Origin of the sequence: Marinobacter sp. bablab_jr003, from assembly GCF_016464245.1 — a bacterium.
GTDB classification, from domain to species: domain Bacteria; phylum Pseudomonadota; class Gammaproteobacteria; order Pseudomonadales; family Oleiphilaceae; genus Marinobacter; species Marinobacter vinifirmus.
The window spans coordinates 20,853-39,765 of record NZ_JADARC010000075.1 but is presented as its reverse complement, the minus strand read 5'-3'; the positions used below and the strand labels follow the sequence as shown (position 1 = coordinate 39,765).

At 60.8% G+C, this 18,913-nt stretch carries 16 protein-coding genes and 1 tRNA gene; 3 read left to right on the top strand and 14 right to left on the bottom strand.

Going from position 1 to position 18,913, the window contains the following annotated elements; translation table 11 throughout:
- Positions 1–257: 257 nt before the first annotated feature.
- From H3Z84_RS07450 to rpsU, 4 genes are all read right to left on the bottom strand, one after another.
- Positions 258–334 (bottom strand) — tRNA-Ile (locus tag H3Z84_RS07450).
- Between the two features lie 61 nt (positions 335–395).
- Complete coding sequence (gene rpoD / locus H3Z84_RS07445; protein ID WP_199457025.1) at positions 396–2,243, bottom strand: RNA polymerase sigma factor RpoD; 1,848 nt, start codon at positions 2,241–2,243, stop codon at positions 396–398.
- A 117-nt stretch (positions 2,244–2,360) separates the two neighbouring features.
- The gene (gene dnaG / locus H3Z84_RS07440) at positions 2,361–4,112 is read right to left on the bottom strand and encodes a DNA primase (protein WP_094625248.1); all 1,752 of its coding nucleotides are present in this window, start codon (positions 4,110–4,112) and stop codon (positions 2,361–2,363) included.
- A gap of 152 nt (positions 4,113–4,264) precedes the next feature.
- Positions 4,265–4,480 carry a 30S ribosomal protein S21 gene (gene rpsU, locus H3Z84_RS07435; RefSeq protein WP_007153483.1) on the bottom strand — a complete coding sequence of 72 codons (216 nt, stop codon included), beginning with the start codon at positions 4,478–4,480 and terminating at the stop codon, positions 4,265–4,267.
- 234 nt (positions 4,481–4,714) lie between these two features.
- On the opposite strand from rpsU, the gene tsaD reads away from it, so the two are divergent.
- Positions 4,715–5,770: a tRNA (adenosine(37)-N6)-threonylcarbamoyltransferase complex transferase subunit TsaD gene (gene tsaD, locus H3Z84_RS07430; protein WP_199457024.1), complete on the top strand. Its 1,056-nt coding sequence runs from the start codon at positions 4,715–4,717 to the stop codon at positions 5,768–5,770.
- 3 nt (positions 5,771–5,773) lie between these two features.
- On the opposite strand, the gene plsY is transcribed toward tsaD, so the two are convergent.
- On the bottom strand, positions 5,774–6,367 hold the full coding sequence (gene plsY / locus H3Z84_RS07425) for a glycerol-3-phosphate 1-O-acyltransferase PlsY (RefSeq protein WP_058340009.1): 594 nt from the start codon (positions 6,365–6,367) through the stop codon (positions 5,774–5,776).
- 144 nt (positions 6,368–6,511) lie between these two features.
- Here plsY and folB point away from each other — a divergent pair, with 144 nt between their 5' ends.
- The gene (gene folB, locus H3Z84_RS07420; RefSeq protein WP_199457023.1) at positions 6,512–6,880 is read left to right on the top strand and encodes a dihydroneopterin aldolase; all 369 of its coding nucleotides are present in this window, start codon (positions 6,512–6,514) and stop codon (positions 6,878–6,880) included.
- Positions 6,880–7,395, top strand: a complete 516-nt coding sequence (gene folK, locus H3Z84_RS07415; RefSeq protein ID WP_199457022.1) for a 2-amino-4-hydroxy-6-hydroxymethyldihydropteridine diphosphokinase — start codon at positions 6,880–6,882, stop codon at positions 7,393–7,395. The genes folB and folK (H3Z84_RS07415) overlap by 1 nt, the downstream gene beginning before the upstream one ends.
- On the opposite strand, the gene pgi is transcribed toward folK (H3Z84_RS07415), so the two are convergent.
- The 9 genes from pgi to gluQRS form a co-directional block, all read right to left on the bottom strand.
- Entirely contained in the window at positions 7,378–9,039 is a 1,662-nt protein-coding gene (pgi, locus tag H3Z84_RS07410; RefSeq protein WP_199457021.1) for a glucose-6-phosphate isomerase, read from the bottom strand. The genes folK (H3Z84_RS07415) and pgi overlap by 18 nt on opposite strands.
- A gap of 56 nt (positions 9,040–9,095) precedes the next feature.
- Complete coding sequence (gene panC, locus H3Z84_RS07405) at positions 9,096–9,944, bottom strand: pantoate--beta-alanine ligase (protein WP_199457020.1); 849 nt, start codon at positions 9,942–9,944, stop codon at positions 9,096–9,098.
- Positions 9,941–10,735 (bottom strand): 3-methyl-2-oxobutanoate hydroxymethyltransferase, encoded by a 795-nt coding sequence (gene panB, locus H3Z84_RS07400; protein ID WP_094625253.1) that lies wholly within the window; start codon positions 10,733–10,735, stop codon positions 9,941–9,943. The genes panC and panB overlap by 4 nt, the downstream gene beginning before the upstream one ends.
- Positions 10,736–10,810: 75 nt before the next feature.
- Positions 10,811–11,311 carry a 2-amino-4-hydroxy-6-hydroxymethyldihydropteridine diphosphokinase gene (gene folK, locus H3Z84_RS07395; protein ID WP_094625254.1) on the bottom strand — a complete coding sequence of 167 codons (501 nt, stop codon included), beginning with the start codon at positions 11,309–11,311 and terminating at the stop codon, positions 10,811–10,813.
- Complete coding sequence (gene pcnB / locus H3Z84_RS07390; protein ID WP_094625255.1) at positions 11,308–12,678, bottom strand: polynucleotide adenylyltransferase PcnB; 1,371 nt, start codon at positions 12,676–12,678, stop codon at positions 11,308–11,310. Before pcnB ends, folK (H3Z84_RS07395) begins: the two co-directional genes overlap by 4 nt.
- A gap of 725 nt (positions 12,679–13,403) precedes the next feature.
- Entirely contained in the window at positions 13,404–14,807 is a 1,404-nt protein-coding gene (locus H3Z84_RS07385) for a sigma-54-dependent transcriptional regulator (RefSeq protein ID WP_199457019.1), read from the bottom strand.
- 7 nt (positions 14,808–14,814) lie between these two features.
- On the bottom strand, positions 14,815–17,778 hold the full coding sequence (locus H3Z84_RS07380) for an ATP-binding protein (protein WP_199457018.1): 2,964 nt from the start codon (positions 17,776–17,778) through the stop codon (positions 14,815–14,817).
- Positions 17,768–17,944 carry a hypothetical protein gene (locus H3Z84_RS07375; RefSeq protein ID WP_022990235.1) on the bottom strand — a complete coding sequence of 59 codons (177 nt, stop codon included), beginning with the start codon at positions 17,942–17,944 and terminating at the stop codon, positions 17,768–17,770. Before H3Z84_RS07375 ends, H3Z84_RS07380 begins: the two co-directional genes overlap by 11 nt.
- Positions 17,945–17,948: 4 nt before the next feature.
- On the bottom strand, positions 17,949–18,866 hold the full coding sequence (gluQRS, locus tag H3Z84_RS07370; protein ID WP_199457017.1) for a tRNA glutamyl-Q(34) synthetase GluQRS: 918 nt from the start codon (positions 18,864–18,866) through the stop codon (positions 17,949–17,951).
- Positions 18,867–18,913: the final 47 nt, after the last annotated feature.

Here is an 18,913-nt window from a genome sequence, read left to right as displayed (position 1 = left end):
TCGGTTTTGCGGAGGTAACAACTTATTTAAAACGGCCGCTTTACGTTCTTCGGAATAACGTGGCATGAATGCTCCCATGCCGCCCCGACTAGTGAAATTCAGGCTAAATCGCCAACTGGACAACTAGGCTGACAGAGGGGGAGAGCTGCGTAACAACGGAACAGCGGCCAAAACTCCCGACGTAAGTCACCATAATGTGGCCGTTCCGGCCAACTTATGGTGGCATGACCAGGGGATCTGGTGTGAACTTGAGGGAGTGGTGGGCCCACCTGGACTCGAACCAGGGACCAAAGGATTATGAGTCCTCTGCTCTAACCAACTGAGCTATAGGCCCTAAAGCAAAGCGGGCGCCATTATACCCATGAGGGTAGGCGCCCGCTACTGTGTTTGCTGTTTTAGCTGTTGCCCTGGTCGTCAATAAAGCCGCGCAGGTGATCGGAGCGGGAAGGATGGCGCAGTTTGCGCAGGGCCTTGGCTTCGATCTGACGGATTCGCTCACGGGTTACGTCGAACTGCTTGCCGACTTCTTCCAGGGTGTGGTCGGTGTTCATTTCGATACCGAAGCGCATGCGCAGCACCTTGGATTCGCGAGCGGTCAGGCCGGCCAGCACGGAGCGGGTCGCTTCGCGCAGACCTTCGGCGGTGGCGGAATCCACCGGCGACAGGGCCTGGATATCTTCGATGAAATCGCCCAGATGGCTGTCTTCATCGTCGCCGATCGGGGTTTCCATGGAGATCGGCTCTTTGGCGATCTTCAGCACCTTGCGGATCTTGTCTTCCGGCATTTCCATACGCTCGCCAAGCTCTTCCGGTGTGGGCTCGCGGCCCATTTCCTGCAGCATCTGGCGGGAAATGCGGTTCAGCTTGTTGATCGTTTCGATCATGTGCACCGGAATCCGGATGGTGCGGGCCTGGTCCGCGATAGAGCGGGTGATGGCCTGACGGATCCACCAGGTGGCGTAGGTAGAGAACTTGTAGCCACGACGGTACTCAAACTTGTCGACGGCTTTCATCAGGCCGATGTTGCCTTCCTGGATCAGGTCCAGGAACTGAAGGCCGCGGTTGGTGTACTTCTTGGCAATGGAGATAACCAGACGCAGGTTGGCCTCGACCATTTCTTTCTTGGCACGGCGGGCCTTGGCTTCGCCGATAGAAACGCGACGGTTGATTTCCTTGATGTCGACCACGTCCAGGTCCACTTCGGTCTGCACGTTCTGGATGCGTTTCTGCAGGCGTACGATCTCGTCAATGCGCTCGCCGATGGCAGCGGCGTATGGCTTCTTGGTGGCGGCGATTTCTTTCGCCCACTCAAGGTCGATTTCGTTGCCCGGGAACCACTTGATGAAGTCTTTGCGGGGCATTTTGCAGTCGCGTACGCAGATCTGCATGATCGCCCGCTCGTTCTCGCGCACCAGGTCGTTGGTGGAGCGAACCACGTTCACCAGCTCGTCAAACGCCTTGTTGGCCAGTTTGAACGGGGCGAAGACCTGGCCCAGTTCGTTCAGGGCTTCCTGGGTTTTCTTGTGGCCGCGGCCGTGCTTGTCCAGGGCCTTGTTGGCGGCGTCGAGCTTTTCTTTCAGCAGTTCGAAGCGCAGGCGGGTCTCTTCCGGATCCGGGCCGTTGTCGTTGTCGTCATCGCTGGAGGTGTCGTCGTCATCGTCATCGCTGTCGGAATCGTCCGAAGAGGTATCTTCGGTGGTTTCTTCGCCCATGAACGGCTCGGCGTCGTCCGGGTCAAGGAAGCCGGTTACGATGTCGCTGATGCGGCCTTCGTTCTCGATGATGCGGTCGTAGGCCTGGATTACGGTGCCAGCTGTGCCCGGGAAGTGGGCAACGGCGGCCATGACGTCGCGGATGCCTTCTTCGATGCGCTTGGCGATAACGATTTCGCCTTCGCGGGTCAGCAGTTCAACAGTACCCATTTCGCGCATGTACATGCGCACCGGGTCGGTGGTGCGGCCGGCGTCGGTTTCCACGGCGGCAAGGGCTGCGGCGGCTTCTGCGGCAGCGGCTTCGTCTGCGGTGGAATCGCCTTCGGTCATCAGCAGGGTATCGGCGTCCGGTGTTTCTTCGCACACCTGGATACCCATGTCGTTGATCATCCGGATAATATCTTCAACCTGGTCCGGGTCTGCGATATCTTCCGGCAGGTGGTCGTTTACCTCGGCGTAAGTCAGGTAACCTTGTTCCTTGCCTCGTGCGATGAGGTCTTTCAAACGTGATTTCTGCGAATTGCCTGACATAGACACCCTGTGAACTCGCTTTTAAAAAGGAAAAAAGTTAAACAGCCATTATAGCTGTCGCTTGGTTTTGCTGCCACCAACCGGTTAGATGGTGATCAATTGCGATAGTTTCAAGTTTTACTCCCCGGCTTTCGGGTTTAACGTACCCGCGCTGAGGGTTCTCAGCTCTTCCCGCTGTTCCGGGGTGAGCGTTGCCAGGTTCCGGAGCAGGGTTGCCAGTCTTTGCTGGCGCGCGGCTTCTTCGTTCGGGCTTAGCAGCTCTCTGGCAGCAGCCAGTGTGCTTTCCCGTGCCGGTATGTGCTCCAGTCCGTCGAACAGGTTGTAGAACCTGTCGCGGGCCTGCTTATCGGTTGCCAGTCCCGCTACCAGTGCTTTGCGGGTCTGGATGTTGTTTTCCAGCAGCCAGCGGGCCAGTCGGCCGGCCTGCTCCAGTTGCCTTGTGCGGTCCGCCAGGGCTTTCACTTCCGTGGCCAGTTCCGGCGCCTCCAGCAGGGCCAGGCACAAGGTGCTGTCTTTGCTGAGTTTTACGTCAATACGTTCTTCTGAAGGCCGGTTCTGGCCTTCGTTGCGCCAGCCCCGGGCCTTGTAGTTCTGGCCTTGCTGGCGGTTCTGCCACTGGTTGCGGCCGCCGCACAGTCGCAGCATTTCGTGCCACATGGCGTCCCGCAGCGTGCTGCGGGGCATTTTGTTCAGTAGCGGCTCGGCCCGGGCTCTCAGTTCGCCCCGGTGTTCCGGCAGTTGCAGGTCGAGCCCTTCGCTCTGGCGGTCAAACAGGTAGCGCGAGAGCGGAGTGGCGCCGTCTATGCGTTTCTGGAAGGCCTCGGCACCCTCTTTTCGGATCAGGGTGTCCGGGTCTTCGCCTTGCGGCAGCATCAGGAACTGCAGATGCAGGCCGTCTGCCATCAGCTCCAGGGCGTTTTCCATGGCCCGGTCGGCAGCACGGAAGCCGGCCTGGTCGCCGTCAAAGCAGAATACGATGTGTCTTACCTGCCGCAGCAGGGCGTTCAGGCTGTCCTGGTTGGTCGCTGTCCCCAGGGTAGCAACGGCGTAGTGAATGCCGTGCTGGGCCAGGGCGATCACGTCCATGTAGCCTTCCACCACCAGCAGCTTGTCCAGCTGGCGGATGGCTTGCCGGGCCTCGAACAGTCCGTAGATTTCACGGCTCTTGTGGAATACGTCCGATTCCGGCGAATTGATGTACTTGGCTTTGTCGTCGCCCAGTGTGCGACCACCGAAAGCGACGGTTTTGCCCCGGGTGTTCCGGATCGGGAACATTACCCGATTACGGAACAGGTCTCTGGGGCGGCCGTACTGGTCGGAAACCGTCCGGGTTTCAATCAGCGGGCCCTTCAGATCTTTCGGGGCTGCGTCGTAAAGGGCTGTGCCTGTGCCCGGGGCGAAGCCGATCTGGTATTGCTGGATAATCGAATTATCCAGTCCGCGCTGTGTCAGGTAGTCCCTGGCATAGGCGCCTTGCTGGCCGGCCAGGGCCGACTGGTAAAAGCGATTGGCAAAGTCCAGCGCGTCGGTCAGCGTCCGGGCCTGCTGCATTTCCTGCTTGGCGGCCTTGTCGTAAGGCACTTCAAGCCCTGCGCGCCTGGCCAGTTCTTCCACTGCTTCGGTAAACCCGAGGCCCTCGAACTCACGAACGAAGCTGATGGCATCGCCGTGGGCGCCGCATCCGAAACAGTGATAGAAGCCTTTGTCTGGCCGAACGTTGAACGAAGGTGTTTTTTCGTCGTGGAACGGGCAGCAGGCTTTGTAATTTGCGCCGGCTTTTTTCAGGGTAATGCGGGAACCGATCAGCTCCGCCAGGTCGATACGATCCAGCAGGTCTTCAACAAATCGTTGAGGGATCAGTCCGCTCATGGTGGCTCCACTTCAGCCTGGGTGCCGGGGTAAAACGCTATTCACCATAGCCAAAAATGCCGCCGAAGCCAGGCCTCGGCGGCATTTTCAGTTTGCCGGGTAGGGCGAAACGCCGTTCCGGCAATCAGTCTTGCTGTCGATGCGTTCTGAACTCAGTACAGACGCTCGAACTTACGCTGCTCACGCTGAAGCTTCTTGAGATGACGCTTAACGGCGGCAGCTGCTTTGCGCTTACGTACAGCGGTCGGCTTCTCGTAGTGCTCACGACGACGTACTTCAGACAGTACACCGGCCTTCTCGCAGGAACGCTTGAAGCGACGCAGTGCTACATCAAACGGCTCATTCTCTTTCACTTTAACAGCTGGCATTCGAAAATCACCTACCTGATAGATTCGGTTTCAATTGGTTCCGCCGGCCTTTGCCATGCGGGCTCGATCCCTGGTCAGATTGGCTAAAACTCGACCAGTGCTAATTTAGGGCGGCAATGATAACGGCTGGGCTTGCCGAGGTCAATCATTGTTCAACGAAACTGCCGGAGGCTTTCGGGTTTCTGCTAAAATGCCGCCAGCTTTCATTTCTCCTCCTGCGGATACGGCCTGACTATGCTGATTCTTGGTATTGAAACCTCCTGCGACGAAACCGGCGTTGCCCTGTTTGATGACGAGCAGGGGCTGCTGGCCCACGCCCTGTTCAGCCAGATTGACATGCACGCCGACTACGGCGGGGTAGTGCCGGAGCTGGCCTCGCGGGATCACGTGCGCAAATTGTTGCCCCTGTGCGACCAGGTGCTGGCCGAGGCCGGCAAAACCCGCAAGGATCTTGAGGGCATTGCCTACACCGCCGGCCCGGGCCTGATCGGCGCGTTGATGGTGGGCGGCTCGGTGGCCCACGCCCTGGGTTTTGCGCTGGATATTCCGGTACTGGGTGTGCACCACATGGAAGGCCATTTGCTGGCGCCCATGCTGGAAGACAACCCGCCGGAATTTCCGTTTGTGGCGCTGCTGGTATCCGGCGGCCACACCCAGCTGGTGCGGGTAGACGGCATTGGCGAGTATGAAATGCTGGGCGAATCGGTAGACGACGCCGCCGGTGAGGCTTTCGATAAAACCGCCAAGATGCTGGGCCTGGATTACCCCGGCGGTCCCCGGGTGGCGGCGCTGGCCGAAAAGGGCCGCGATGGCATCTACCGGTTCCCGCGCCCGATGACTGACCGCCCCGGGCTGGATTTCAGCTTCAGTGGCCTGAAAACCTTTACCCTGAATACCGTGAATGCTGCCCGGGATAACGGCAACCTGGACGAACAGGCAAAAGCCGATATCGCCCTGGCCTTCGAGGCGGCGGTGGTTGATACCCTGACCATCAAGTGCAAGCGGGCACTGGAACAGACCGGCTGCAAGCGACTGGTGATTGCCGGTGGCGTGAGTGCGAACAAGCGGCTGCGGGCCGGGCTGGAGAAGATGGCCGCCAAGCTGCGCGGCTCGGTGTTCTATGCCCGCCCGGAATTCTGCACCGACAACGGGGCCATGATTGCCTACGCCGGTGCCCAGCGGCTGCGGGCCGGGCAACGTGACGGTGAACGGATTGTGTCGGTGCCGCGCTGGCCGATGAACACCCTGCCGGCGGTGAATGAGCCCCGGGCTAACGGCCTTGTAGACTGAGTATTACAAACCAGTTTCCCGGCCCTGGGCCAGGCGGATCAGGTTATTGCGGTGGCGCACCACAATCAGCAGGGTAAGCAGGCCAAACAGGGGCAGGGTGTCCGGCTCCAGCAGGGCGCTGATGACCGGCCCGCTGGCAATGGCAATCAATGAGGCCAGCGCAGAGATACGCCAGCGCCACATGATCACCAGCCAGATGCCGGCCATGATCAGGGTCGTGACCGGCGCCAGCGCAAGGCCGGCACCCAGGGCTGTTGCCACGCCCTTGCCGCCCTTGAACCGGTAGAACAATGGAATCATATGGCCGGTTACCGCGCACAGGGCCACCATGGCCTGCACCAGGATGGACAGCCCCGCCAGGTGCGCCAACCACACCGGTAGCCAGCCCTTGAAGGCATCCAGCGCCAGGGTGATCAGCGCCGGTTTCCAGCCGCCGGCCCGGTACACGTTGGTGGCTCCGGGGTTGCCGGAACCCAGCGCCCGCGGATCGGGCAACTGCCATGCGCGGCACACGGGCACAGCAAACAGCACCGAGCCGGCCAGGTAGGCGCCGAAGCAGAGCAGTACAATCACAATCGGGTTGCTGGTTACATCCATGGCTGCATCGCAGGTGCGCAGACGGCACCGGGTGTTCTGTGAGAAAATGCCGCCCCTTAAATCCGGCAGACAGGCGAACAGCCACAGTATCGCTTGCCTGTGCATTATTCAATCAGCCTTGAGTGGAACATCCTGGAGTCCGGTTTGGCAGATGCTTCAACAGACATCGTCTTCATCGAAGGCCTGGCGGTAGAGACCGTTATCGGCGTGTACGACTGGGAACGCGACGTCACCCAGCGGCTGCTGGTAGACCTTGAAATGGCATGGGACAACCGTCGCCCGGGGGCCAGTGACGATGTGGCCGATGCCCTGGACTATGCTGCGGTGAGCAAGCGGGTAACTGCCGTGCTGCAGGCGCTGCAGCCAAAGCTGCTGGAGCGGGCGGCGGAAGAGCTGGCCGGGGTGCTGCAGAATGAGTTCGGGGTACGCTGGTTGCGATTAACCCTGCGAAAGCCTGGCGCCGTGCCGGCGGCCAGGGCGGTGGGTGTAAAAATTGAAAGGGGAGAGCGGTGATGGCCAGGGTGTATATCAGTATCGGCAGTAACATCGACCGCTACCGGCACGTAACGGCAGCACTGGATGCCTTGCAAGAATGGTTTGGTGAGCTGGTGATCTCGCCGGTGTACGAGAGCGAGTCGGTGGGCTTTGATGGTTCGGACTTTCTGAACCTGGTGGTGGGGGTGGAGACCGACTTGCCGGTTGGCGAGCTATCAGCCCGTTTCAAGCAGCTGGAGCAGGAAAACGGGCGCAAGCCGGATGCTCCCAAGTTCAGCCCGCGAACCCTGGACCTGGATATCCTGACCTGGGGCAGTGTTACCGGCGTAACCGATGGCGTTGAATTGCCCCGGGCCGAGATTCTGAAGAATGCCTTTGTGCTGCGTCCACTGGCAGATATTGCGCCGGATGAGGTGCATCCGGTGTGTGGCAAGCGCTATGAGAGTCTGTGGCAGGCCTACAGCACCGACCAGAAACTCTGGCCGGTGGATTTCACCTGGCAGGGGCGGCGGATTTCACAGGCCGTTGGCTGACCGGAACCGCTCAATCAGGTGATCGGTGGCGCTGTCTCCTGCCGTGCCGTCACTCTTTTCGCCCAGCAGGCGCGGCAGGATTTCGTTGCCAATCTGCTTGCCCAGCTCCACGCCCCACTGATCAAAGCAGTCCACATCCCAGATAACGCTCTGCACAAAGGTGCGGTGCTCATACAGCGCAACCAGCGCACCCAGTGTCTCCGGCGTTAACTGTTCCATCATCAGGATGTTGCTGGGCTGGTTGCCGGGGATCACCTTGTGCGGGGCCAGCTCCTGCGCTGCAGCCTCAGCCATACCGCTATCCCGCAGTTCCTGAACGGCTTCCTCCCGGGTTTTTCCCGCCATCATGGCCCGTGCCTGGCTCAGGCAATTGGCAAACAGGGTGGCGTGGTGGTGTTCCACGGGGTTGTGGGACTTCAGCGGAATCACAAAGTCGGCGGGAATCAGCCGGGTGCCCTGGTGGATCAGCTGGTGATAGGCGTGCTGGCCGTTGGCGCCCACACCGCCCCAGAGAATCGGGCCGGTTGTGGAGTCCACCGGGGTACCCTGCTGGGTTACCCGCTTGCCGTTACTTTCCATATCCAGCTGTTGCAGGTGTTCCGGCAGGTGTTTCAGGTACTCGTCGTAGGGCAGCACCGCGTGGCTGCCGGCCCCCCAGAAGTTGTTGTACCACACGCTCAGCATGGCCATCACCACCGGTAGGTTACGTTCTGCCGGGGTGTTGCGGAAATGGCAGTCCATGGAATGGGCGCCGGCCAGCAGGGAACGGAAGTGTTCCATGCCCAGCGTCAGCGCGATGGGCAGGCCGATGGCCGACCACAGGGAATAACGGCCGCCCACCCAGTCCCACATGGGGAAGATGTTGTCAGCGGCAATGCCAAAACCGGTGGCTGCTTCGGTGTTGGTGGTGACCGCCATAAAGTGGCTGGCGATAGCCGCATCGGAGCCGCCATTGGCCAGGAACCATTGCCGGGCCACCAGGCTGTTATCGAGGGTTTCCTGGGTGCGGAAGGATTTGGACTGCACCAGGAACAGGGTGGTTTCCGGGTTCAGGGCCTTCAGGGTTTCGGAGATGTCGGTGCCGTCGATGTTGGCAACAAAGTGGCAGTTCAGGCCGCCTTGCCAGTAAGGCTTCAGGGCCTCGACCACCAGTTTCGGGCCCAGGAAGGAGCCGCCGATGCCAATGCTCACCACATCGGTCAAGCGCTTGCCGGTGTGGCCACGGTGCTGGCCGCTGTGTACCGCTTCAACCAGCTGCTCCATGCGGGCCAGGGTGCTGTGCACTTCCGGCATGATGTTGCAGCCTTCCACCTGTACGTCGGTATCTGCCGGCTGGCGCAGGGCTGTGTGCAGGGCCGGCCGGTTTTCGGTGATGTTGACGATGCCGCCGGTAAACAGGGCTTCTGTGCGCTGCTCCAGGCCACAGGCCCGGGCCAGGTCGGCCAGTGCACTGAGGGTATCATCGGTCAGCCGGTTGCGGGAGAAATCCAGGGTCAGGCCCGCAGCTTCGACCAGGTAGCGGGTGGCGCGCGTGGGATCGTCCCGGAACAGGTCTCGCATCGGGGTTTCGGCAAGTTTTTCTTTGTGCCGGATCAGCGCCTGCCACTCGGGCTTTTGGGTCAGTGCTGCCGTGTTGTCTGGCATCAGAGTGTCCTTTCTGTCTGCCGCCTTCCCCGTTCGGGCAGGCGGCAGTTCCGGGTTCAGCGGGTTACGGAAATATTGTCGATCAGCCTTGTGGTGCCCAGGAAGGCGGCGACCAGCAGGGTGAGCTCGCGGTCGGCTTCCGCTGCGGGTTTGAGAGTGAGGCTGTTTACGATCTTGAAATAATCCGGGCGCAGCCCGGCACCGGCCAGTGCCTCTTTGGCTTCCTGCTCCAGCGTGTTGAAGTCCGAACGGCCGTGCTCCAGCTGGCTGGCGACGCTGGTGAGTGTTTTGTACACCACCGGAGCGATGGCTCGCTCCTGGTCAGACAGATAACCATTGCGGGAGCTCTTGGCCAGGCCGTCGTCTTCGCGGATGGTCGGGGCGCCAATGATTTCGATGGGCATCATCAGGTCCCGCGCCATCTTGCGGATCACCGCCAGTTGCTGGAAATCCTTCTCGCCGAAGATGGCGATGTCAGGCTGTACCATGTTGAACAGCATGGTCACCACCGTGGCTACGCCTTCGAAATGCCCGGGGCGGCTGGCGCCGCAGTGTCCTTCGCTGACTTCCGGCACCACTACCTTGGTCTGGTTGGCCAGGCCTTCCGGATAGATCTCGTCAACCGTGGGCGCGAACACCAGGGTGTTGCCGGCAGCTTCCAGCTGGGCCTGGTCTTCTGCCAGGGTGCGGGGATACTTGTCCAGGTCTTCGCTGGCACCGAACTGCATCGGGTTCACGAAAATACTGGTGACCACGATATCAGCGGCTTCTGTGGCCTTGCGCACCAGGGCAATGTGGCCCTCATGCAGGTTGCCCATGGTGGGCACCAGGGCAATGGTTTTGTCCTGCTGACGGAACGCCTTCAGGATGCTGCGCAGTTCTTTCAGTGAATGTACGGTTCTCATGCCTTGAACGTATGCTCCTCGGCCGGGAATGAGCGGTCTTTAACGGCGTTTGCGTAGGCGGCAATGGCTTCCGGAATGGAGTCGGTCTCTGCCAGGAAGTTTTTCACAAAGCGCGGCTTACGGCCAGTGGTGACGCCGAGCATGTCGTGCAGCACCAGTACCTGGCCGTCGGTGCCGTTGCCGGCGCCGATGCCGATGACCGGGGCTTTGACCGCCTGGGTGATGCGGGCAGCCAGCGGAGCGGGCACACATTCCAGCAGGATGACGTCGGCGCCGGCGGCTTCCAGTTCGCAGGCGTGTTCGATCATCGCCTCGGCGGCTTTGTCGTCACGGCCCTGTACCTTGTAGCCGCCGAACTTGTTGACGAACTGGGGGGTAAGGCCCAGGTGAGCACAGACCGGCACACCGCGTTCGCTCAGGGCCTCGATGGTGTCGCGCATCCAGTCGGTGCCTTCGAGTTTCACCATGTGGGCGCCGGCACGCATCAGTTCTGCGGCATTGTCCAGTGCGTCGGCCACGGTGCCGTAAGACATGAAGGGCATGTCCGCCATGATCAGCGCGCCACGGTTGCCCCTGGCAACGCAGCTGGTGTGGTAGACCATGTGCTCCATGGTTACCGGCAGGGTGCTGTCATTGCCCTGAAGGACCATGCCGAGCGAGTCACCAATCAGGATCACGTCTACGCCCGCTTCACTGACCACCTGTGCAAAGGTGGCGTCATAGGAGGTGAGGGCAGAAAAGGCTTCGCCCTTTTGCTTGTATTCCCGCAGGGTGTTGATGGTAACTGCCATAGAATCCTTGCCTTTGATTAGATGAATGCCGGGGTATACCTGTTACAAGAGTAGCACGGAGTTGCCAGCTGTTAATCAGTTGCTTCCGCCTGTGGGTGGCAGTTTGCGCAGCTGATTGTCCGGACACTCGGACCGCAGCTGGTCGACGCGGCGGCCATCGGGCAGGCTCAGTTCCGGGTTCAGGTCCAGCAGGGGTTGCAGCACGAAGTCCCGGTTTGCCAGCTCGGCGTGGGGTATCGTCAGCCGCTCATCTGCCAGCTGTTGGTCGCCATACAGAAGCAGGTCAAGATCCAGGGTGCGTGGCCCCCAGTGACGCAGCCGCTCCCGGCCGTGGGCCTGTTCGATAGTTTGCAGGTGGTCCAGCAGCTGGTGTGGCGGCAGGGTCGTGCGCAGTTCGACAGCGCCATTCACAAAATCCGGTTGATCTTGTGGGCCCACGGGGCGGCTGGCGTAGAACGGCGACTGCGCCATCAGTGTGGTGTCCGGCAGGCTGGCCAGCTCGGCAACGGCGCGAGCAAGCTGGGCAGCGGGGTCCTGCAGGTTGCTGCCCAGGCCGACGTAAGCCAGCACCGTCATGACTGAGGCGGCCGTTTCACCGGGCTGCGCTTGCGCCGGCGTTTGCGGGGCGCCGTGGCCGAGCCAAGCTGGGACAGCATTCTTTCCTGGCCGCGCTCGTCCACTCTCTGGAATTCGGTCCACCACTGGCCGAGGCCGGGTTCAATCTCACCAGCAGATTCCCGTACTAACAGGAAGTCGTAGGCAGCCCGGAAGCGGGGGTGGGTGAGCGTGGCAAAGGCCCGCTTGCCCTGGCGCCGGGGCAGGCGCATCTGCATTTCCCAGATTTCTTTCATGGGGCCGGAGAAACGCTTGGGAATGGATGTGGCCTGAACCTGGCGGCCGATAACCTTGCCGATAGCACCGTGCAGCGCCGGTTGCACCGGGTCGCCGTTGTCCTGGCGGCGGCGCCATTCCACCTGCAGGGCAGGCCACAGCATGGCGGCAAACAGGAAATACGGTGTTACCGATTTGCCCTGGGCGATGCGGGCATCGGTGTTGCGCAGGGCCTGGAGGATCAGTTCGTCGGGTTCGCCGGCTTCAATAGCACGGGCGGTCTCCGGGAACAGCGGCTCCAGCAGGCTGTATTGCTGCAGCAGGTTATAGGTGGCTTCGCCATGGCCGGCGGAGAATAGTTTCAGCACTTCATCAAACAGCCGGGCCGGCGGAATGTGGCTCAGCAGGGGCGCCAGCTCCCGGATCGGGGCCTCGGTTTCCGGTTCGATCTCGAACCCGAGCTTGGCGGCAAAGCGGATTGCCCGCAGCATGCGCACAGGGTCTTCCCGGTAGCGGGTTTCCGGATCACCGATCAGACGGATCTGGTGGTTTTTCAGGTCTTCCACGCCATTGGCGAAGTCGATAATGCTGAAGTCGCGGATGCAGTAGTACAGCGCGTTGATGGTGAAGTCGCGGCGCAGGGCGTCTTCTTCCTGGTTGCCGTATACGTTGTCCCGCAGCAGCAGGCCGTGCTCACTGGTGCGGTGCTCGTCGTCGGCAACATCGTCTTCTGCATCCCGGGCATTGCCCCGGAAGGTGGTGACTTCAATAACTTCACGGCCAAACACCACGTGCACAATACGGAACCGGCGGCCGATCAGGCGGGAGTTCCGGAACAGGTCGTGGACCTCTTCAGGGGTGGCATTGGTGGCGATGTCGAAGTCTTTGGGTTTGCCGCCGAGCAGGATGTCCCGCACGCCGCCACCCACCAGGTAGGCTTCGTAGCCGGCTTTGTTCAGCCGGTGCAGCACTTTCTTGGCCGGCTCGCTGATCATCGAGCGGGACACGTTGTGCTGATCCCTCGGGATCTCTTGCCGCTGGTAGTGTCTGGCTTTCTTTTTCCCGTTGCCGGGCATGAAAGAGCGGAGTTTTTCTACTAGTCGTCTAGGCATGGAATTCCGTGTTTGCGAGCCGCAAAAACGGGGATTTTAACGGTTTGCGCAGGAATTGCACACGTTTGGCGGGAATCGCTGGCAATAAAGTCGTTTCAGGGGGTGTTTCGGGAAGGTGTTTGGCTTTTGCGGAAGCCAGATAATCAAAAGGCGGGTTCGCGATTACGAACCCGCCCTGAAAGCGTTGACGATCTGCATTGTTCTTGTTGTTGTTGTCGGGATTCTTTTTGATTTTTCTACCCCACCGTGTTGCCCCAAAGTCAGGGCTTATAAGCAACGCAAACGGAAAGCTTTGAATACACGAGCAGTCAGAAACATGGCACGGGCTTTACAGTAGTTGCGGTGTCGCCTGGAAGACGATTCTTCTCCACTTCTACAACTCGCGCATGTTGTGGGACCACTAAAAAAGCAAAGTACCCAAAACACTCAGTTCGCTCGCGTCCTGTTTTTGTTTTTGTTACCGGACGCTCTTGCAGCTTTTTGTTTTTGTTTTGACGCCGCGTTGTCACTCTTGTTTTTGTTGTTGTGCGCTTAATAGGTTGCAGGGGGCGTGCCAGTTTTTGAAAAGTGTTTATTAACAGCGGGTTACGAAAAATTCAGATATAAGTGTTACCCCGTACCCGGTGGAAGTGTTACCTGTGTCACGTTATCTGGGGAGGGAGTGTTACCGTGAGGAACAGGGTGGTAACAAATGAACGATGGCTCATTTGTTACCTTTCGGATGGTTAGCTGCCGGCGCCTTTTTTACGGGGAATGCCGAGCCGCTGGCGGCGTTCCCACAGCGATTTACGGCTGATGCCGAGTTTCTGGGCCAGCTCGGTTTCACTCATACGATCTTGATTTTCAAGCACAAAGTGCTGGAAGTAATCTTCCAGAGACAAGTCATTGGCAGAATCTGCGTCGCGGGTGGGCGTTTGTTCGTTGTCGCCTTCCACCAGGGTTTCCGGGATGTATTCGTCTCCGTAATCACTGTCCAGGTCCAGCACAGAGGGGGTGATGATGTCGGTATCGGTCAGGATTGACGCCCGCTCGATGGCATTTTCCAGTTCCCGTACGTTACCGGGCCAGCGGTAACGCTCCAGGGCCTGCATGGCTTCCGGGCTCAGGCTGAGGTCCGGGCGTCCGAGTTTTTCTGCTTGCCGTTTCAGGAACCGGCTGGCGAGGCCCAGCACATCGCCCCGGCGTTCCCGCAGTGGCGGAATACGGATCTGCATCACGTTCAGGCGGTAATAAAGGTCTTCCCGGAACTCGCCGGTGCGGGTCATCGCTTTCAGGTTACGGTGGGTAGCAGCGATCATCCGCACGTTTACTTTCTGGCTTTGGGTAGAGCCTACCCGGCGTATTTCGCTTTCCTGCAGTACCCGCAACAGGCGGGCCTGGGCTTCGGCGGGCAATTCGCCGATTTCGTCCAGGAACAGGCTGCCACCGTCGGCAGCTTCGATCAGGCCGGTACGGGCTGAAACCGCACCGGTAAAGGCGCCTTTTTCGTGGCCGAACAGTTCCGATTCAATCAGGCTCTCGGGGATGGCGGCGCAGTTTACCGAAATCAGGGGTTTGTTGGCCCGGGGGCTGAGCAGGTGCAGGGCCCGGGCGGCCAGTTCCTTACCGGTACCGGATTCGCCCTGGATAAGCACCGTGGTTTCTGTGGGGGCTACCTTGCGGATCAGGGTGAATACCCGCTGCATAGGCTCGCAGGTGCCAAACATGACGGTCGACGGGTCACCGGATGGGGTGTCTGCGGTTCGGTCAGGGTCTTCATCGGCCCGGCTGCTGGCGGGCTCGTGGCCGCGGGCCAGGATGTTCTCCACGGCAGCCAGCATTTCGTCATGGTCGAAGGGCTTGGCAATGTAGTCCACAGCGCCCATTTTCATGGAGTCCACGGCGGAGCGCAGGCTGGCATAGCTGGTCATGATCAGCACCGGGGTGTCCGGCGCCCGGGTGATCATTTCGGTGCCGGGCGCGCCGGGCAGGCGCAGATCGGTGATGATCAGGTCAAAGCTGTCGGGGTCCAGCCCTTCGGCTTCTTCTACAGAGACGGCATCGGCCACTTCGTAGCCGGCGTGCTGCAGCAGTTTGCGGACTGCCGAGCGGATAATGTCTTCGTCTTCAACTATCAGAATACGGGGCATATTGCGTTCACGACCTTTCGTTCGGGCTGCTGTTGCCGGTATCGGTTTCTGGCTCGTAGGCGGGCAGGCGCAGCCTCATGCAGGTGCCGCGGCCGGCGGCTTTGTCGGCCGGGCTTTCTACCTGGATGTTGCCATAGTGTTCTTCAACAATACTGTACACTAGGGATAACCCTAGGCCCGTGCCTTTGTTGGGGGCCTTGGTGGTGTAAAAGGGCTCGAATATGTGGTCCAGCTGATCTGCCGGTATACCGGAGCCTTCATCAATCACCTCGATGATAGCGGAGTAGCCGTCGCCCTTACCATTGACCGTTATGGTACCTCCGTCTGGCGAGGCGTCCCTGGCGTTGGCCAACAGGTTAACAAATACCTGAACCAGCCGCTGCTCGTCGCCCAGCACCTGCATGGAGGGCGGGCAGTCGTTAACAAAGCGGATGCCCATGCCCCGTTCGCTGAGCGACAGCAGGTTGATGGATTCTTCCACGCAGCGGTGAATGTTGACCGGCTCATAGCGGTTTGCGTGGGCATGGTTGCCGGTACGGGCGAAGTTCATCAGGGATTGGAGGATGGCGGAAATGCGCCGGGTCTGCTGCTGTATCTGGTCTGCGGTTTCCAGGATGCCAGGGTCGTCGGTTTCCAGCTTCAGGTTCTGGGCCAGGGAGGAAATGCCGGTGACCGGGTTGCCGATTTCATGGGCCACGCCAGCGGCCAGGCGGCCAACAGAGGCCAGCCGTTCGCTGTGCATCAGTTCGTCTTCCAGCAGGCGGGTTTCGGTCTGGTCTTCCACCAGGATAATGGAACCGCCTTCGGTGTGGTCCGGGCCGCTCAGGGCCGCTTTGTGCAGGTTCAGCCAATGGGGCTTGCCCCGCAGGTCCAGCCGGTGCTTGTAGCGGTGTAGCTCCGAGCCCCGGTTAAAGTCATCCAGCAGGGTGTGCCAGTGCTCGGGAAGGGCCATCAGCCGGGCGCCCACCACTTCGTCAGCGGAAATGCCGGTGAGTGCTTCGATGGCGTGGTTCCACATCAGGATTTCGCCGTCCTCGCCCACCGAGCAGGCCGGGATTGGCAGGTTCTGCAGGGTTTGCCGGTAATGCCGGCGCAGGTTGTCCAGTTCCCCGGCCAGGCCGGTCAGCTGGTTCTGGTAATCCCCCAGCGCCCGCTCCACATAGCGGATATCCTGGCCGGTGACGCCGTGGGTCAGAGGCTTGAAGCCCAGGTGCCGCTTTACAATATCCCGGGCCACCGAGGGCCCCAGCAGGCCGGACAGGTTGATTTCTATCTGGTCCCGCAGCCGGCGCAGCTGGTACGGCCGGAACTCCACATTGGGCAGTTTCAGCTGGGCCAGGGCCCGCTCCACTTCCCGCCGTGCCACGCTCTGGCCCAGCGGATCCGCCAGTTGCTGGATGAATTCCTTGGAGGATGCTGCCAGCAGTTCCCGGCGCTGGGGCCGGGACAGTGCGCCCATGGAACAGGCCTGGGCAGCGCTGGTTTCTTCCGCCGACGCGGGGCTGATGATCGAGACCAGGGCAAAGACCGAGATATTCGCCGTCAGGCTGATAAAGGTAAAGATGTGCCAGTTGTCGTAGCCCGGGTTGATGGGCAGGTCGAGCCAGTACAGCAGATCCGTGGCAGACGAGAACGGCAGTACCAGGGTAAACAGCCAGATGGTCAGGCCGGTAACCAGACCCGCGACCAGCCCCCGGCGATTGCCTTCCGGCCAGTAGATGACTCCGAGCGCGCCGGGCAGCAGTTGCAGGGTACCGGACAGGGAAATCGCGCCCAGAATGGACAGGTCCAGTTTCTGGCCGATGGTTTCGTGGAACAGCAGGGCCAGGAACAGGATAACGGCGATCAGCAGGCGCTTGACCCACTGCAGCCAGCGGTAGATGTCGCCCTGATCTTTCGGGGTTTTCAGAGGCAGCACAACGTGGTTCAGCACCATCCCGGCCAGGGCGAGGGTGCTGACAATCATCAGGCCGCTGGCGGCAGACAAACCGGCAATGTACATCAGCATGGTCAGGGCCGGGCTATCCAGCGCCTGGGCAACACCGATACTGAAGAAGGCGGGCGGCGAGGTGACGTCCAGTGCCTGGGCACCCCAGACAATCAGCGGAACCGGCAGGCCCACCAGCAGCAGGTACAGCGGCAGGCCCCAGCTGGCCTTGGCCAGCGCCCGGGGTGACGGATTTTCGCTGAAGGTCATGTGGTACATGTGTGGCAGCACAAGGGCGGCGGCGAAGGACATCAGCAGCAGGGCGCGCCAGCTGCCGTCGTTGATCGCCATGGTCATGGCTGCTTCCGGGTGGGAATTCTGCGCCAGCCAGTCGTCCAGCCCGCGGGTGCCATCGAAAACACCGAACAGGATGACGCCGCCAAGCACCAGCAGGGCGATGACCTTCACCAGCGAGTCGAAGGCAATGGCCAGTACCAGGCCCTGATGGTTGCCGGAACTCTGATGCCGTCGTGCCCCGAACAGCATGGTGAACAACACCACGATCAGGGCAAACATCACGCTGATGGCTTCCGGTGAGGTGGCCGGCGCCAGCAGGCTGGCAGATACAGTAACCGCCTGTATCTGCATACTCAACAAGGACAGGATAGCGGCGGCGGAACAGAGGGTTACCAGGGTGCCCGCCCACTGGCTGCGATACCGGTAGGCGAACAGGTCGGCCAGGGATGTGAGCTGGTAAGCCCGGGCAATTCTCAGTATGGGGTTAAGCAGCACCGGTGCCAGCAAAAACGCACCACTGATGCCCAGGTAATAGGCCAGGAAGCCATAACCGGACTCCGCTGCCATGCCAATGGCGCCATACACGGCCCAGATGCCGGCATAGACCCCGAGGCTGAGTGTATACACCAGGGGGTGACGCACCCAGCGGCGCATCAGTGTGCCCTGTTCGGTGCCCCAGGCAATACCGAACAGCAGGACAAGGTAAAGAAGGCTGGCCAGTAACAGGCCGGTGGCACTAAAACTCATTGGGATCCCGTCGCCATTCCAGCCAGACGCCGATGGCTATCAGCCCGCCCCAGATCACATAGGGGCTGTACCAGACGTTATCCGGCGACGTCCACCAATCCAGGATGTTCGGGGAAAAAATATAGATGGCCAGTACCAGCAGAAAAACCAGACGGTAAATGTACATCGGCTCAGTGGTCCGAACGGGTGTGTGTACCGGGGGTTATACCACGGGCCTGCCGGGATGTCAGGGGAATAGCCTGTCGCTGCCAGTTTGCCCGGCCCCAGGCCAGTATCGCGTCCACACCGCGAGCGGCCAGTTCCGGTGGCGGATTTTGTCCCAGCGCCTGCAGTGCCTGAACCAGGTTCTCTGCCGGGCGGGTATCGTCCAGTGCCGGGGCATGGGTCTGTTTGCTCAGTTTCTGGCCCTGGTCATTCAGGATCACCGGAATATGCAGCCAGTGGGGCGGCTGTGCGCCCAGGGCCCGGTAGATCTGTTGCTGCTGGGCGGTCATGTCCAGCAGGTCTGAGCCACGAACAATGTGGGTGATGCCCTGGTCGATGTCGTCCACCACCACCGCCAGCTGGTAGGCGTAGAAGCCTTCCTTGCGCAGGATGACCGGGTCGTCGATTTCGGCATGTACCTGCTGTTGCTGCGGGCCCAGCAGCTGGTCATGCCAGTGGCTGGTTTCGTCCTGCAGGGCAAAGCGGATGGCGAAAGGCTCGTTGCCGACACCGGCAGTGCCGTTGCGACAGTGGTTCGGGTGCCGGCCACCATGGGCTTGCAGTTGTTTGCGGGAACAGCGGCAGCGATATGCCTTGCCGGATTCCAGCAGCTGGGCGATGGCGGCCTGGTAGGCGCCATGGCGCTTTGACTGAAAGCGTATCGGTTCGTCCGGGAACAGGCCGTGGCAGTCCAGGGAATCGAGGATTTGTCCGGTGGCTTCGGGTGGTTCCCGCAGGGGGTCCAGATCTTCGATTCGTACCAGCCAGTCACCGCTAGCGGTTCGGGCTTCCAGCCAGCTGGCCAGGGCCGTAACCAGTGAGCCGAAGTGCAGGGGGCCGGTTGGGGAAGGCGCAAAGCGCCCGCGGTAGCGGGGTTGCTTCATAGGGAGTCATCTGGCCGGCAGCGGGTGCTGCCGGCCATTGAGGCGTG

Coding starts and splice junctions, on each gene's coding strand:
- plsY (WP_058340009.1), bottom strand. CDS start 6,367: ATGGATGTAACCAGCAACCCGATTGTGATTGTACTGCTCTGCTTCGGC.
- dnaG (WP_094625248.1), bottom strand. CDS start 4,112: ATGAGCGGACTGATCCCTCAACGATTTGTTGAAGACCTGCTGGATCGT.
- panC (WP_199457020.1), bottom strand. CDS start 9,944: ATGAGAACCGTACATTCACTGAAAGAACTGCGCAGCATCCTGAAGGCG.
- gluQRS (WP_199457017.1), bottom strand. CDS start 18,866: ATGAAGCAACCCCGCTACCGCGGGCGCTTTGCGCCTTCCCCAACCGGC.
- H3Z84_RS07380 (WP_199457018.1), bottom strand. CDS start 17,778: ATGAGTTTTAGTGCCACCGGCCTGTTACTGGCCAGCCTTCTTTACCTT.
- folK (WP_094625254.1), bottom strand. CDS start 11,311: ATGACGGTGCTGGCTTACGTCGGCCTGGGCAGCAACCTGCAGGACCCC.
- H3Z84_RS07375 (WP_022990235.1), bottom strand. CDS start 17,944: ATGTACATTTACCGTCTGGTTTTTCTGCTGGTACTGGCCATCTATATT.
- H3Z84_RS07385 (WP_199457019.1), bottom strand. CDS start 14,807: ATGCCCCGTATTCTGATAGTTGAAGACGAAGACATTATCCGCTCGGCA.
- panB (WP_094625253.1), bottom strand. CDS start 10,735: ATGGCAGTTACCATCAACACCCTGCGGGAATACAAGCAAAAGGGCGAA.
- rpsU (WP_007153483.1), bottom strand. CDS start 4,480: ATGCCAGCTGTTAAAGTGAAAGAGAATGAGCCGTTTGATGTAGCACTG.
- pgi (WP_199457021.1), bottom strand. CDS start 9,039: ATGCCAGACAACACGGCAGCACTGACCCAAAAGCCCGAGTGGCAGGCG.
- rpoD (WP_199457025.1), bottom strand. CDS start 2,243: ATGTCAGGCAATTCGCAGAAATCACGTTTGAAAGACCTCATCGCACGA.
- folK (WP_199457022.1), top strand. CDS start 6,880: ATGGCCAGGGTGTATATCAGTATCGGCAGTAACATCGACCGCTACCGG.
- tsaD (WP_199457024.1), top strand. CDS start 4,715: ATGCTGATTCTTGGTATTGAAACCTCCTGCGACGAAACCGGCGTTGCC.
- pcnB (WP_094625255.1), bottom strand. CDS start 12,678: ATGCCTAGACGACTAGTAGAAAAACTCCGCTCTTTCATGCCCGGCAAC.